We start from the raw sequence: 15,909 nt of genomic DNA, 5'->3' as shown, positions 1-15,909 counted from the left end.
CAGACAAAAAGTTTTGCATTAATAAAAGTAAACGCACCTTGCCAATCAAGCCAAAGTGCGATATATATTAAGCCTACTTATGCAAACTTTGTTTGTATAGTTCCGCGATTTCTAGTCACCAGAGCTAGATGCTAAATATCCTGTTCGCTCAACTCGCGTGTGATGTGATCAAATGGCTCATCCACAAAGTTAGAATTAATCACACCTGCGGCTGTCACCTGTTCTTTAATCAGATCCTTGAGAATTTGGATACCGCGAACCGTAGGCCCAATAGGCACTCCTAGAGAATTGTAAGTTTCCCGTAGCCCTTGTAGCACACGCTCATCCAATACATTCGTGTTTCCAGCAACCAGCGCATAGGTGGCATAGCGCAGATAGTAGTCCATATCCCGCAGACAAGCTGCATAACGACGAGTCGTATAAGCATTTCCACCAGGGCGAATCAATTCTGGCAGTTCTTCAAATAACTGTAAACCAGCTTGCTTCACAAGTGCAGCTGCATTAGAGTTTATCGCCGCCGCCGCTTGTACTCGTGCTGTACCACTGTCAAAGTAAGACTTTAGGCTATCGATCGCATTCCGGTCAAAATATCGACCAGCTAAGTCATAATTCTTAATTAAACTTGTTACCGCATCGCGCATTCCTTTTTCTCCCAATCATTGCTATTTATGGTTTGATATTTATTTGGCTGCACTTATGCACCATTAAATTTTTGTGCTATTAAAAATAGATTCGGCACAAAAACAATCTATCGACTATTTAAGGATTCTATGCCAAAGTTGACCCCTATGTGATGAACTTTCCAGTTTTGTACAGATGATCACCGAAAGGTTAATATAACCTGAGAATCCAGACATCTGTAACATAAGCTACATAATCCGCGAATGGCTAGTATTTAAGATATTTCTGGTGTGTCACGGCTTGATTGAGATCAGCAGGGTTAGGATGCTTTGGAAGATTCTGGTATTACTTTAGAAAATTGGTAAAGAAGGAGTAACAATGACAACACCACAAGAACTCTTGAAGAGAATTCAAGACGAAAAAATTCAGCTGATTGATCTCAAATTCATCGATACAGTAGGGACTTGGCAGCACCTCACACTGTACCAAAACCAAATCGATGAAACTGCATTCACTGATGGCGTGCCTTTTGATGGTTCCAGCATCCGAGGTTGGAAAGCGATCAACGAATCGGACATGACGATGGTACTCGACCCCAACACTGCTTGGATCGACCCATTCATGGAAGTGCCAACGCTAAGTATAATTTGTAGTATCAAAGAACCCCGCACGGGCGAATGGTACAACCGTTGCCCACGGGTTATTGCCCAAAAAGCAATAGATTACCTGGTTTCTACTGGTCTTGGTGACACAGCTTTCTTTGGTCCTGAAGCTGAATTCTTTATCTTTGACAGTGCTAGATTTGCCCAAACCGCCAACGAAGGCTACTACTTCTTAGACTCCGAAGAAGGTGCTTGGAATTCCGGTAAATTTGAAAAAGGAAAACCCAACTTGGGTTATAAACCACGCTTCAAAGAAGGTTACTTCCCAGTCGCACCGACGGATTCTTTCCAAGATATCCGTACAGAAATGCTGTTGATAATGGCAGAATTAGGTGTACCCATTGAAAAGCATCACCACGAAGTTGCCACTGGTGGTCAGTGCGAACTTGGTTTCAAATTTGGGAAGTTAATCGAAGCGGCTGACTGGTTGATGATTTATAAATATGTCATCAAGAATGTTGCTAAGAAATACGGTAAAACCGTCACCTTCATGCCAAAACCGATTTTTGGCGATAACGGTTCGGGAATGCACTGTCACCAATCCATCTGGAGAGACGGCCAACCTCTGTTTGCAGGTGATAAGTATGCTGGTTTGAGCGATATGGCGTTGTACTACATTGGTGGTCTTCTCAAGCACGCACCAGCGCTGTTGGCAATTACCAACCCCAGCACCAACTCATACAAGCGCCTAGTACCTGGTTATGAAGCACCAGTAAACTTGGCTTACTCCCAAGGAAACCGTTCTGCTTCTATCCGTATTCCTCTATCTGGAACTAACCCCAAAGCCAAGCGTTTAGAATTCCGTTGTCCAGATGCTACTTCTAACCCATACTTGGCATTTGCTGCGATGCTTTGTGCTGGTCTTGATGGCATTAAGAACAAAATCCATCCTGGTGAACCCTTAGATAAGAATATCTATGAACTCTCTCCAGAAGAACTGGCAAAGGTTCCTTCAACTCCAGGTTCTTTAGAATTGGCGTTGCAAGCACTGGAAAAAGATCACGCTTTCTTGACCGAATCGGGCGTCTTCACGGAAGACTTTATCGGAAATTGGATTGATTACAAACTAAGTAACGAAGTCAAGCAGTTGCAGCTGCGTCCTCATCCTTACGAGTTTTACCTCTACTACGATGCTTAATTAACAGTCGTATTTAACTAAAATTGACAAGTTTTGCCACCCCATAGTAGAGGGTGGCTTTTTTTCCAGACTTGTCAGTTGAGACATTCACTCAAAAAATCAACCTTAAAACTCTTGAAACTTAGCTCATGGAAGCATGACTGGGCCCATAAATCATCCGAGCATTAGCATCTACCTTGCCTTGAATCGGATTCCAGTAGTGAGATGCTTCTTCAGGAAGACCAAGTTCTTGTGCAGCCCGCATCAGTATTGATTGTTGGCGATTCTTGACTTGCTGATGTTCACGCACCATTAACGCACGAGATTTATCTGCGATAGACATAATCATAGTCCTCTTTATTTTGTGAATATATAATTTTTGGTTTTCCTACAAACTAATATAACAAAAATTCTGTAACATAAGCTACTTTTTATTAAAAATTATATTTGCCTTTGCTGACAATCTCAGCTATTTTTCTCTCAAAGGCGGAAAATCTTTATAAGTCACCTTTGACGACTAAAATCATCTGGCTTGAGATTTGTCTCACCTCAAAAAACACACCTTCCCCAAGACGGAACATTTATTCGTTACTTTTATTTACATTTAAAAGGTATGACACTTAAGTTCAACTCAAGTGATTAATTTTTGGAACTTTTACTCTTTTTTTCGGTAATGCGGCACAAAGATAGCAGTTGCAAAAACTAAATTACGATCAAATAAAGATTTACAAAAATTTACATAATCTTATGACAGTTACCTACCCACGTAAATTTCAGAATGTTTTAAGTGCGAGAGAGATATTGAAACGGGTGGTATGCGATCGCGAAATCCATCTAATGACCCTCAACCGCTACCGTTACAGCGAACAACGCAGTTGCAAAGACCTGACTGAGGTAATTGAACAACTGAATGGACAGCCACCGGAACTGGTGCGGGATTTGTCTCATCACATCTCGGATGAAGCTCGTCATGCCATGTGGCTAACTGATTTGCTGATCGATCTGGGAAGCAATGTAGGAACTCCTCCTGGAAGTTCCTATATCGATGAATTTGATCGGCTGCTTGACAAAGACACCTATGACCCAAAACACAACTTAGAGGACAGTGTGATAGCTGGTTTAGCAGCAATTAATATTACTGAAAAGCGGGGCTGTGAGTATTTTTCTGCCCACATTCACGCCTTGAAACAAGCGCCGCAGACAGAAGAAAACATCAAAATTCGGGAAACTATTGAAAAAATTCTGCCAGAGGAAGCAGGACATGTCCGTTGGGGTAACCGTTGGCTGGCACAAATAGCAGATAAAAGTCCAGAACATCGGCAAAAGGTAGAGCAAGCTAAACTCAAGTATGCTGCAATTGAACAGGCAGCGTTTGAATCTGGAATGGATATCACCTTGGGTGCAGAACTGCGACGAGTTGCCAACCTGGTAGAAGTGGCAAATACCATGCCGCTTTGGCAACGTCCCCAGTACTTAATGGAACGCTTACCCCAGACTTTGCTAGCGCCTGAGTTGCAATTTACTAGGATTCAGGCTGCACAAAAAGCTTGGCAGCGCGATCCACAGATGTTTATCGAGAAGTTTGTGCCAATGTTCCTCAACGGCATCCAGGGAAAAGAGAATAACCGCAAGAAAACAACAGTGTAAAAGGGGCATGGGGGAATGGCACTAAGAAAAGCCGAAAGGCTTGTGTAACCTCGTTCCCAGTCTGAAGACTGGGAACGAGTTTCAAGAGGCTCTGCCTCTGGTCAAGAAAGAGGAGGCGGAGCCTCCCAAAATAGTTTCCCAGCCTGGAGGCTCTTAACGAGACAAAACAAGACTTTGGACTTATCTTAGTGCCATTCGGGCATGGGGCATTGGATTTAGTAGTCTCGTCCCTTTGTACCCTCATCTTCCCCACTCGCCATCCCTTTTCTTTAAGTAAACTTTACCTAAAAAGGTCAGATGCAATATTTTGCATCTGACCTTGGGTGTAGAATAATTAAATGATTAAGATGAAATAGCAGATCCTTCTTAATATTTATTTCGTTGGGAGCCATCTGTGAGGAGAACGATCCAGAGTGCAAAAGTAGGTCAGGAATAGTAAGATTTGTTGCCAAGTGTAATAAACGTATACTACTTGTGCAAATTTATGCCCTACATAAATTCAGATAAAACGAAAGGGATTTTATGCTTTGGCAAAGGATGCTAAATAGGTGTCGGAGCGAAGATCAATTATTTCCTGATCTAGATAGCCAGCTACTCAATGTATGAGAAAACCTATTGGCGAATAAAGTGAAGTTGCCTTAAGACTGTTTCCTCAACAAGCAAAATGTCTGAATTAGATGTGCTTTAGATTAAGTGATAGCCTATCTATTTATAGAGCAGTTGAGGATTAAGACGCAGAGTTTCCCAGGAATATCAGCAACAGTTGTCTAGCTTTTGAGGAGTTGGTAATGCTGTTGATCAAAGCACTTAATTTGATTTGCGTTTTGATCGGCAGGATTGAGGTCAACTTATGATATACAAAGCTTGCAGTTGAAATACTAAGCGATCGCTGAAGATTTTCGGGTGTCAACTGTATATATCTCTGCCAGAAAACTTGTGTAAAAGATATTAGCACAATATCCTGTTTTCTGGTATTTTGGTTGCTTTGGAAAAAGAGGCATTACCCTACAGTAGTTAAACCACAGCATAGATATATTCCGAATTTTTGCGTCACTTCTCTGCGCCCACTACCGCGATGACGTGGCGCATCATCTGAATTTTGTTCAGATGCCGCCGATAGCCACTGTTCCGAAGCAGGCGTAGAAGGCAGCGCATAAGATAAGTGATTGACCATTGCTTGGCAGTTAAAAGCTAAGGGGCCTAACACCAGACTCGAGACTAAAAGTGAAATGGCAGCACGCATAGCAGATGTCTATTTTGGAACTCTCCACTTCACTGATACTTAGCTTTTTGATGAATATCCGGACAATTAATCAAAAAGTATTCTGTTTTACTGAAAATAAACTCTTCTTATCCTCTGTTTAAATGTTCGACTAATAACCAATTACCAAAGTGATTCTGACGGCCCCACAATGTAACTAATTGTTCGTGGGGATAATCGCGTAATTGCTCGTCGATATGCGATCGCAAAGTCACAAGCTGCCAATTTTGACCTTGATATGCGGCTGGTGCTGTGACAGTGAATCTGTATTCCTGCTGATCCAAACGGTAGAAAATGCCTTTGAAACAGTTACTTTCCCGAATTAATGCCTTGTCTAAAGTAGAGTCAGGGTACTCATCCCCTGGTAGGCAAGGGCAATAACCATTAGCTGGATAGGCTTGTGGGTTATTTAAGTAATACAGTTGCCAGTGCAGCCAATCCGAATAATTGGGTGGAAGATTAAACAAAGGAATAATTGCTGCTTTTGAGCGATTATCTGATAATAAAGCCGTTTGCAGCGCTCTAACAGGTAAATCCCTTGGCTGGCAGTTTAACTCAACACACATCGCCGCTGCCATCCCCGCTGCTTGACCAATGCCCATAACCACAGGTTGTAATCTGGTGGCCCCATTGGCAATGTGGGAGACAGAAATATTTTTTTCACAAACCAAGAAACCATCTGTTGTGGCTGGAATTAGAGAACTGTAGGGAATTGTAAAAGGAGTTCCCGTCCAACGTCCTCCCCAGCGAATAGATTTAGGTTGCAGTGGGAATTGAACACCAGGATAATGATGGTCATTAGCGTAGTTACCAACAGCGATCGCTTCTCCTATCAAAGACGCTTTGCAATCGCAAAAATTCCCATGATTAAATATAGATGCAACTCTCCCTCCAGCAATCGGCAAAATATCCTGTTCTCGGACAGTAGTTAGCCCCACTAAGCGGCGGCTTTCCCGATAATAGGGATGCAGTGCAAAAGCTGTAGGGGCGTGAGGAAATACTTTTTTTGCTAAACCATAGCGATGACCAAGCTGATTTTGGATATAATGGGCAAAATTTTGGCTGTGCCAGCGAGATTCTTGGATGAATTCACCTCTGGATACATCTGACTCTATCAGCCGCCCTACTCCTTCGCCGTAGTCATTACCACAAATTGGCCAATTCATCATGAATCGGCCATCTGGCAAGCGTCCATAATTCAAAAATGTCTCTGTTCCATAGCCATCCCAAGCACCTGTAAACTGGGATGGATTGTAGTTAGGGGCAGGCGGAATTTCTGGGGCGACGGCTTCACCAAAGTCTTGCATAATCACTACATAAGTGGGCGCTTGCACTGGATATTTCTGGGTTAAAGAGTTAAAAGTCACTGGGGCGCTAGGTTCTTCCCACTCAGATTGCAATTCCCAACCCCAGCGATAAGGTATTTCAGCTAAAGCCAATAAATCTCCTAATTCTGTAGCGTCGAGAATAATCTTGGCTGTGACAGCAAAATCAGCAAAGCGGACACTAGTAATAGAATCACCTTGGCGGAACACTTCTATTGGCACTTGTCCAGAAATCCAGTCCAGATTTGGCAATTCCTGCACCCAATCGGCAAAAATCTCTGCCCCAATCTGAGGATCGTAACTAAAAAAGCTTACCCAGCTGTTATCTAATCCTCCGGGCTGTCGTTGTCGCAATTCCTGCAAAAACGCACCCCATAATCCCGTTTGAAAAGCTTCTAATTCGTTGCCATCAGGTACAGACACCCCAGCCGAAGTTAGCATCCCCCCCAACCAAAGAAATTCACTCACCAGAATCGTTTTGGCTCCCCGACGCGCTGCTTGGATAGCAGCAGCAGTGCCTCCCGTTCCCCCGCCAACAACTAAGACATCAGCTGTGTATGTCTGATTAACCATTGCTTAACCTCATTGGAGTTCCGACATATTCTCCTAAAAAAAAGCGATCGCATTCCAGTTTTTATCTCAAACTGAGTGCGATCGCGATCGGATTCCCTAAATCAAAAGAGATTATTACGATTTTTATCAATTGGCACTTATCCAACTAGAAGTTGAGGCGGTCTTCAGTTGTATTTACTTTGTCAAACCCTCAAACACACCTCTCAAAGCTGCAACAGCATCTTGAGTCCGCGCCCAAACACCTTGATCTGGGTCTTGACCTGTAAGTTCTCTTGTACCCAAAACTTCCAACACACCTTTTAATTGTTCTTGATGGGCACGATTTTCAAAGTTCACTTGATTGAGTGGCCCAATAGCTTCTTTAACATCATCACCAACCACCTGTGCAGCCTTATGGATAATTAAACCAGTCATTACGGCTTGGTGCTTAATCCTTTCGTGAATAGAAACCTTTTGGTACAGTGTTAGCTCATTTCCATCAATTATCCGATTTACTTGCTCGATGTACTGCCCTATGGTGTCTCTAGGCTGGGCTGAACCACCACCAAATTTAGAGATGACTTGCTCGATTACTGTGAGATTTTCTTGATCATCTTTGAGAAAGTCGTTTAGGCGCTTGCTAATTTCTTGATCGTTGCTTACAGCAGGTATTACTTTTTGTTCATTAGCAATTAGCAACTCTTGTATAGCTTTCAAATCTGCTAGCTCTGTAGCGATCGCGCTCCGCTTGGTATCATCTAAAGCTACAACCATTTCTAGACTTTCCTGAAATAATTTAGGACACGATTAAGCTCTCACAATTGTTTGACTCGGCGCATCTTTCTTGAGATGTATTATCATCTACTACTTAAAGTCGAAAACAGGCATACAGCGAATCTGACACACGGATAAACTTCCAGAAGTCGAGTAGCTGTTCTCCTACAAGCTGATACTGGGAAAAATGAAAAAAATGCCCTCCTTCAAAACATGACCATAGGCGATCGCCTTCCTTGAAATGCGATCGCCATCCTTGCAGTGCATCAGGTGTGATAACAATATCGTTTAAGCTACCACAAACCATCAAAGGTACTGAAACTCTGTTTGGAGTCATACTCACGTTCTCAAACAGAGAATGAGGAGAGAGCGAACAATCTAAGTCTTGCTCCAGAAGATGTGTCAGACTCTTAAGAGTGCATTTATCCTGATAACCAAACAAGTTATAAACCATATCAGTCAAAAGCTTTTGGTGACTTAAAAACTGACGGTGAATATAGTAATGCGCTTGCCAATCAACTGCTGGATCAACACCCACTGCTAATAGCGTCAAAGACTTAACTGTTTCTGGATAGCGACGGCTATAGAGTAGACCTAGTAATCCTGCTGTACTATGACCAATCAAATGAACAGGTTGATTGCAAGATTTGAGGTAGTCGTGAAGCAGAACAACAGCAGCATCTAGTGAACTTGCTTCATCTTGACTTTGAGCATGTTTCCACTCTTTGATTGTTACTTGAGATGATAAGTAACAAAGTAGTGGTTGAGCAAAGTATTGCAAACTAGGGCTTGTATTTAACCAAAGAACATCCGGTAGTTTAGACATCCTGATTTTCCTGTAAATAGAATAAACTCTCAATTCATTAATTAAGAATTTTTGTAACGAATAATCCCAAGTTCCTATATCTGATTACAGCTGATTTTTCCAGTCAGGCTTGCCAGCGTGTCAAACCTCCTGTAAAAACTTATTGATAAAAATATTCAATATATTTTAGAAAAGCTTACAACATCAGAGAAATTATTGCAAATAATTATTGTTAGTGTTTCAATACCGTTTCTCTGTGAAGTTATACAAAAATTTCCCCCGTCTAGAGGTTTAACAGGATTTTGTCTTGCTGATGAGTTAGAAATACCCTTTTGATATAGTGGTTCTCGTTTATGTGATATACACGCGTAGGGGCACGCCACTGGCGTGCCCCTACACATCGCAATATAATCTGAATGGGAAGCGCTATATAAAAGCGCCCATATCTCAGTAAATTCGTATATTTACTTATATAGGTAATATTTTTATGTTAATTACTTAGAAAATTTTCTCATATCAGGAAAAATAAACTTTTTTCTCTAAGAGTACTCCAAGTAAAAAAGTGCCCAATTGTCATTGCGAATGGAGCAAAGCGGAATGAAGCAATCGCAATATCTTGGGATTGCTTCGCTACACTTCGTTGCGCTCGCAATGACAGGTTTTGGATCATTTATTTTTTGGAACACTCTAATAGGACTTACGCACACTCTACGAATACTTCTCAACTCGATGAGATGCTGCGCGTTGGCGTTGGTGGTAGCCTGCGGTAAGCCACTGCGTGTCTACGATAAATTAAGTTTTTTGGCTATTTTTGCGTAAGTCCTGTCTAAATATCTAGATACCGCTTTTGTAAAGGTGAAATAATTTCAATTTTTGATCTCAGCTAACAGAAATATATTAGCAAAGTTGTTACTTTGAATTTATTCATTAAAGAATACAATGTCGAATCCTTATAAAAGCAAGAGTTCCAAATAATTTTATTATGGCTGGATATACATAAAATTTAGGATTAATCAAACAAGGGCTTAAATTTTTTAGCCAGACTCATAAAAATTTATTTTCAGTGGGTATGAATAAATCCAAGTTGTATATACATCTAAAGATAGAGGTTGGAACTATAGATTGGTATTTAGAATTGATACAAATCTTAACTTTATGTATTAGTAGTATCAAGTAAAATCCCGATATTATGTTTACTAATTGTTTGAAAAAAAATGATGAATTAAGTATAAATAAAAATAGCAATGTCTCAAATGTCGATATAGCACTATTTATTGATAAAATTAAAAGTAATATCTGGGTATTTGGTATTCCATCTTGGCTTTTAGGAATAACCGATAGAAGCATAGCTGCATTTGCTGATGGTTCTTTATCTCCCCTAGAAATATTTCAGCTATTTACAGCCTCTTTCTTTTTTTTGAGTTGGCTATATCTTAAGCCTGAGGAAAGCTTTAATAGCAATGATTTAGCGCCCAGCCAGTATCAAGAATATCTTGCTCGGACGCAAGCTAACAAGCTTCAATTAAAAAAGCTCCACATGATTAGCCAGGAGTACATTTTACCGTTTCCTTATATTTGCCAAATCTACCATCTCTTGAACTTAAAACATTTGGAAACAGTTCATAGATTTAGCCTTAATAATCTTAAAGTTATTAAGATTAGCCATTTTGAAACCACAAATAGCGGTGGAATAATCAAGTTTAAAACAATATTAGATTCGCCAGGTAATCCTTTAAGAATTTGGCGACAACCGACTGTGGAGGTAGATTTAATATTACATACTCCTTACACTATTGAACTGAGTATTCCAGTCTATAATCAGAAAAGAATAATTGTTATATTTCATGCTTTCCCCTTAAATGACTCAGAACATCAACTATTTATAGATATTTATTGTGACCTAGAGTGGCCAAAGCCATTATTACAAATAATATTGCATTTTGCTTCTTGTTTGACACTCTTTGAAGATTTGCCATATTTAAGAGCTTTAAGTGAGAAAAAGATAGAGCGTTTATTCAACTTAAGCAGGACTTCAAATCACGAGACTGCGTTGCTGTTTAAAAGATTCGTTGAGCTATATGGTTCGAGTGGAGAAACAACTAAATTACTTGAGGGAAGGGAAGAGAATTAATAGTTAGGAGCGGAGCCGGAGACACTCCGCCTCCGGTTAGGAGTTAGGAATTTGAAACTTATAAAACAGAATAGAGTCGTCAGAATTCAGCAATGTTTTCTGTACGATAAGAGCGGATGAATAAACGGGTTTAAAACCCCCACTGATTTATTCTGACTCCTGAATTCTGACTTCTGAATTCTTCTTCAAAACTCCTCACCTTAATTTATTTAAGCGCGTGCTAGCAATGGAGCAGCAGCTAGTAAGGTTTTGGTATAAGGATGCTGAGGATTAGCAAAAATATTTTTTGTCAGACCGAGTTCGACAATTTTACCGTTATTCATCACGGCAATCCGATCGCACAAAAATCGAGCTAACCAAAGGTCATGAGTGATGAACAGATAAGTTAACTCAAACTCTTCCTTTAATTGCAACATCAAATCCAGCACTTGCGACTGGACGCTAGCGTCTAACATACTCACAGGTTCATCGCAGATTAAAAGTTTAGGGTGAGTAATCAAAGCACGAGCGATCGCAACTCTTTGCTGTTGTCCACCAGACAAATCTGATGGATAACGCTCATAATACACTTTTGGCGGTGTTAACCCGACTTTCTCTAGCATCCACAAAACCTGTTCTTTTGCTTTAAGGGGATCGGCTAGATTGTGGATAAATAAAGGATCAGCGATACTTTGTCCCACTGTCATCGCTGGATTGAGACAAGCATGGGGGTCTTGAAAAACCATTTGTATTTGTCGCCGTGAGGAGCGAATTTCTTGGCGCGACAGTCTAGCTAAATCCTGTCCTAAAAACTCAACTTTGCCACTGGTGGGACGAATTAGTTGCAAGATTGTTCGTGATAGCGTACTTTTACCACAACCTGATTCCCCGACTAAGCCGAGAATTTCTTTTGAATAAATATCCAGGTTGATACCATCTACTGCTTTAATTGTTTGCGTTTGTGTGTTAAGTAGTCGTTCAATAAAGTTAGGTTCTATGGTGTAATATTGCTTGAGTTCAGTCAGACTCAAAATTGGGGATTGCTTATTAATAATTGGTAATTGCTTTTGTTCATCATTGACAATTATCAATTCTCCACTATCATTTACTGCTTGAATATGTAAAGCTGCTTTTAAGAGCGATCGCGTGTATTCATGTTGAGGATGTCTAAATACAGTTTCTGTAGAACCCATTTCCACCATCTTGCCGTTGTACATAACGCCAATGCGATCGCAATACTCAGCCACCATTGCTAAATCGTGAGAAATCAGCAACAATCCCATGTTTTCTTCACTGCACAGGCGAGTTAATTCTTTCAAAATCTGCGCGGAAACTGTGACATCTAAACTGGTGGTGGGTTCATCGGCAACAATTAACTTGGGGTTGAGGAGTAAAGCTAAGGCGATCGCTACCCGTTGGCGCATTCCACCGCTAAACTCATGGGGATACTGATTCCAGCGACTAGCCGGAATATTCACCTTTTCCAAGGTAGCAAGTGCTTTTTTTTTGGCTTCTCGCGTTGATAATTCTGGTGAGTGCGCCTGAAGGGTTTCGATACAATGCTTACCAATCGTCATCAGCGGATCGAGGCGTGTCATCGGATCTTGAAAAATTAAGGCGATCGCCTCTCCCCGAAATTTCCGCAACTGGTTAGGCGTCAAGTCAAACACTGACTGTTCTTGAAATGTCACCCGTCCCTGAATACGACTAGAGGCTGGTAGTAAACGCATTACTGCCCGTCCTATAGTTGACTTACCACAACCAGATTCTCCCACCAATCCCATTCTTTCACCTGGTTGCAAGCTCAAAGATACATCATCAACCGCCCAGCTTGCTTCTTCTCCATTCCTGTGAGGATAAGCAACTCGCAGATTTTCGATACAGAATAAGGCTTTACTCATAGTTAGTTATTAGCCCTGAGCTACCAGCTTTTATAATTTCAAATTTAAGATAGTCTATCAGATTAGTATTAGACCTCCGTTGTCCGAACATCTTTATTGTCTTAACGTAGGCGTAATCTGCCGTAGCGTCTCCAAGAGTTGGCATCGCCTTTATAAAAAACTCCACCCACAAGGAGATGAAGTTTCCTGCCGACTTTCGATGAATAACAGTTCTATAACAGAGACGTTGAGGTTGGATCAACCCAATGTATCTACCGACAACCAATCCAAAGATAGTGACAATATCCGTCAATGTTCTATCATACTGATTTATACCGATGGTCTCAAGTTTTATCTGTTTATGTTAAGAGACGAGCAAGCATTTTTACTATTGAGCTAATTAATCTTCATCAGCTTGATATTTGCACCTTTCTCAGTTTCTAATAATTAATTCACCCATTTGTGGGAGGTAATTAGTAAGCCAATAAGTGTACTTTACTAATAAGCAGATCAACACAAGATGGTTGGAATCAGCATTCATTCAATAAATAATATCAATCATGTTTAATTCGATATTCACCGGATCTATAAAAATAAAACCCTTAGTAGTTTCAACAGCTTTTTTGCTGGTTGTACAAACTTCTGCCAATGCTCAACAACCCCTTCCTAGATTGACTCCAGCACAAGCTCAACATTTATCCCGTGACTTGGTTCCATATAATTCTCAAGACTTTTTTAGGCAAGGAAAAGATTCTATTGAGAGAGAAATTCAAATTCTTAGACAAAGGCAACTGCGCTCAAATAAACCTGTTCTTAAGATTGATTTAGTACCAGAGACAAAAATACCACAGATCCAGCAAAACCCTAACATCTTATCTAAGTGATAATTATCATTCTTCTATAGGACTTCTATTTGATTTTTGAGAAAACTCCTTACATCTGAAGAGTGCGGAAATCAAAAGTAGTGTGTTGAATAAACTACTTTTTCCATCCACTTCAAAAGAAAGAACAGCCATGTCTTTTCGATTTTTTGATTGGCTGACTCTTAATCGTGACTATTTACTGCAAATATCGCCAGTTTAGGCTACATTTGGACTTATACCATTTCTTTGTGAGGCTACTCTGCGGAAAGCCACAACCCTTGGAGACGCTGTAGCTTGCTTCTCCGTAGGAGTACGTGTCTATGCGCCCTTTGCGGTTCGTTCCTTATATAGCTTGTGACACGCTGATCAGTTCAAGTAGTAATTCTTTAGGAATTCTTAAAGAATAGACCTCTTGCAAAAATCCTTGAATCACCCCTCCCCAACCCTCACGCCACTTGCTTCAAGTCGGCAGAGCCGCCCAACGCAGTGGCTCCCCTTATGAAGGGGAGGGGGCAAGATTTAAAGTTTCCCCCCAATATATCGGGGGGATTAAGGGGGGTCTATTCAACTTATGCAAGAGGTCTAATATACAGGTTTAGTAACTTTGGTATAACTTGGTGCTTGATAATTTTTTGTGGATGTTCCTTCCCTAGAGGACGCTAACACGAACACACTCACCATACTGGTAGCAGTAACCAAAACTCTCAGTATTAATCCCAAGGCATTGACTGTTAAAAAACGTTTGCCTAAACCACACCGCCAGGCATCACAATCACTATACTCTGCTTTCTCTTAACAGAGATTTTGTGTTTTGAATAAACTTTGCAACACAAATTTACAATCTTAATCGTCTAGTAAACTCATCAACGCTTGGATTTCAGCGTCTTGCGGCTCTGATAATTGACACTGTAACTTTAATAATTCATTTTGTAATCCTTCTGCTACATAGAGCAGATTAGATTCTTGTGCAATTTTTAGCTGATTTTCTTTAATTTTGATTTGTTTAAGTAAGTTTTTTTCAACATGAATTGAATTATTGTAATGTTGAGCAATCATAGCTTTACATTTCTTATTAATCTATAGAGTGCAATTAAATTTACCACCTATGTATTGTTCCACACTTTTATGATTTTTTAAATATCTGGTGATTTAATCTTTTGACTAGTAGTGTTTAGGGGTATGGCATTTTTCCTTGCCTGAGTAGTTGATTTTTTCGGGGTTTTTAGGGCATTGAATCAGACGCTTAATGCAATCAGGGACACGGCATTGCTGTGTCCCTACCTTGTATCTGTGTTCATCTGTGGTTAATTATTTTTTCTGTACCTTACCCATGTGGGAACCGCTATATTCTCCAAAGGAGGAGACTTTTAGGGAGCATTCCAATAGCAAGCAAATTTACCAAAATCGTTAAAAGTCAATTGCGAATGAAGCGGACTCCAACTTTACAAGATGCTTTGCGAACACTGCGTTTTGCTCGCAACGACAAATTATGTTTTTACACATTTGGGATGCTCCCGACTTTTCACGAGAAATCCTCAAACGGCAAAATTGCATAGTTTTTTCCACAAATCCATTCTCAATAGTTTGGGAATATTGGCTTAATACATCATATCGATATTTTGACAGGCTTTTACAAAAATGTAAATTATGATATAAGATTGGTTGATTTCGGGAGAATTTTTAGATAAGACGCATTAACTTATCTGTTACTTTACCGAGTCTTGTAAATATGTTAAACATTTTTTGGTGAACAGGATGAACTTAAAGTTTATAAAGAGAAACCTTTTTACCTTTGTAAAAGTTATATCTATAGTGCTTATAACAAGCGCAATTGGATTGGAATCGTGGAATATTTATGCAGTAATAACTAATAGTTATTTACCAAGCAGTCTTAATCCAATTTTTTGGATTGAGCGTTTTGCCATGACCTGCCATTTTATAGAAAGCATTATAGCAGCTTTTTATGCACCTTCCAGAAAAAAGATGCCAATAAAATATGCTACTTATACTTTTTTTGTAGGCACAATTGGGTTGTTAGAACTGTTTGATCAGCAGGATGACTATTGATACCTCCACCCTTTAAAGGTATGAGATTTTTGGATTAAGTAAGTTGTTAGGGTGCGTTATGCGATCGCTAACGTATCCTACGTAAGAAAATTGTAGGTTATTAAATCCACGCTACCAAGCAAAAGTCAGTTGCGGGGGTTTCCCAATCTAGATGACTGGTAAATCTGACACCCAGAAGGGAGTATAGTTTGTATAGTTAGCTTTTTGCTGAAATTTTAGTTTGCA

12 protein-coding genes and 1 pseudogene are annotated in these 15,909 nt (G+C 40.2%); 5 read left to right on the top strand and 8 right to left on the bottom strand.

Annotation, left to right across the window (positions count from 1 at the left end; all coding sequences use genetic code 11):
- Window positions 1-131 precede the first annotated feature (131 nt).
- A complete protein-coding gene (gene apcB / locus V7K35_RS14010) occupies window positions 132-641 on the bottom strand; it encodes an allophycocyanin subunit beta (RefSeq protein WP_334793238.1) in 510 nt (169 codons plus the stop codon).
- A gap of 358 nt (window positions 642-999) precedes the next feature.
- Here apcB and glnA point away from each other — a divergent pair, with 358 nt between their 5' ends.
- Window positions 1,000-2,421, top strand: a complete 1,422-nt coding sequence (glnA, locus tag V7K35_RS14005) for a type I glutamate--ammonia ligase (RefSeq protein WP_335079889.1) — start codon at window positions 1,000-1,002, stop codon at window positions 2,419-2,421.
- A 121-nt stretch (window positions 2,422-2,542) separates the two neighbouring features.
- On the opposite strand, the gene V7K35_RS14000 is transcribed toward glnA, so the two are convergent.
- Window positions 2,543-2,743 carry a hypothetical protein gene (locus V7K35_RS14000; RefSeq protein WP_335079887.1) on the bottom strand — a complete coding sequence of 67 codons (201 nt, stop codon included), beginning with the start codon at window positions 2,741-2,743 and terminating at the stop codon, window positions 2,543-2,545.
- A 404-nt stretch (window positions 2,744-3,147) separates the two neighbouring features.
- Between V7K35_RS14000 and V7K35_RS13995 the strand changes: the two genes are divergently transcribed.
- On the top strand, window positions 3,148-4,047 hold the full coding sequence (locus V7K35_RS13995; protein ID WP_335079885.1) for a ferritin-like domain-containing protein: 900 nt from the start codon (window positions 3,148-3,150) through the stop codon (window positions 4,045-4,047).
- Between the two features lie 1,000 nt (window positions 4,048-5,047).
- Here V7K35_RS13995 and patX read toward each other — a convergent pair.
- The 4 genes and pseudogenes from patX to V7K35_RS13975 form a co-directional block, all read right to left on the bottom strand.
- Entirely contained in the window at window positions 5,048-5,290 is a 243-nt protein-coding gene (gene patX, locus V7K35_RS13990; RefSeq protein WP_298911892.1) for a heterocyst-inhibiting protein PatX, read from the bottom strand.
- Window positions 5,291-5,397: 107 nt separating this feature from the next.
- Window positions 5,398-7,206: an FAD-dependent oxidoreductase gene (locus V7K35_RS13985; protein WP_335079883.1), complete on the bottom strand. Its 1,809-nt coding sequence runs from the start codon at window positions 7,204-7,206 to the stop codon at window positions 5,398-5,400.
- Between the two features lie 195 nt (window positions 7,207-7,401).
- Window positions 7,402-7,959 (bottom strand): annotated as a pseudogene (locus tag V7K35_RS13980) (hemerythrin HHE cation-binding protein); the annotation flags it as partial.
- 94 nt (window positions 7,960-8,053) lie between these two features.
- Window positions 8,054-8,785, bottom strand: a complete 732-nt coding sequence (locus tag V7K35_RS13975) for an alpha/beta fold hydrolase (RefSeq protein ID WP_335079879.1) — start codon at window positions 8,783-8,785, stop codon at window positions 8,054-8,056.
- A 1,168-nt stretch (window positions 8,786-9,953) separates the two neighbouring features.
- On the opposite strand from V7K35_RS13975, the gene V7K35_RS13970 reads away from it, so the two are divergent.
- Window positions 9,954-10,895: a hypothetical protein gene (locus V7K35_RS13970; RefSeq protein WP_335079877.1), complete on the top strand. Its 942-nt coding sequence runs from the start codon at window positions 9,954-9,956 to the stop codon at window positions 10,893-10,895.
- Between the two features lie 209 nt (window positions 10,896-11,104).
- On the opposite strand, the gene V7K35_RS13965 is transcribed toward V7K35_RS13970, so the two are convergent.
- Complete coding sequence (locus tag V7K35_RS13965; protein WP_335079875.1) at window positions 11,105-12,775, bottom strand: ABC transporter ATP-binding protein; 1,671 nt, start codon at window positions 12,773-12,775, stop codon at window positions 11,105-11,107.
- A gap of 539 nt (window positions 12,776-13,314) precedes the next feature.
- Here V7K35_RS13965 and V7K35_RS13960 point away from each other — a divergent pair.
- The gene (locus tag V7K35_RS13960; protein WP_335079873.1) at window positions 13,315-13,638 is read left to right on the top strand and encodes a hypothetical protein; all 324 of its coding nucleotides are present in this window, start codon (window positions 13,315-13,317) and stop codon (window positions 13,636-13,638) included.
- An 822-nt stretch (window positions 13,639-14,460) separates the two neighbouring features.
- Here the strand turns inward: V7K35_RS13960 and V7K35_RS13955 are convergent.
- Complete coding sequence (locus tag V7K35_RS13955) at window positions 14,461-14,673, bottom strand: hypothetical protein (protein WP_334793112.1); 213 nt, start codon at window positions 14,671-14,673, stop codon at window positions 14,461-14,463.
- A 699-nt stretch (window positions 14,674-15,372) separates the two neighbouring features.
- On the opposite strand from V7K35_RS13955, the gene V7K35_RS13950 reads away from it, so the two are divergent.
- On the top strand, window positions 15,373-15,684 hold the full coding sequence (locus V7K35_RS13950; protein ID WP_335079871.1) for a hypothetical protein: 312 nt from the start codon (window positions 15,373-15,375) through the stop codon (window positions 15,682-15,684).
- Window positions 15,685-15,909: the final 225 nt, after the last annotated feature.

Origin of the sequence: Nostoc sp., assembly GCF_036917275.1 — a bacterium.
Classification (GTDB): domain Bacteria; phylum Cyanobacteriota; class Cyanobacteriia; order Cyanobacteriales; family Nostocaceae; genus Nostoc.
This window is presented reverse-complemented; position numbering and strand designations above follow the sequence as displayed.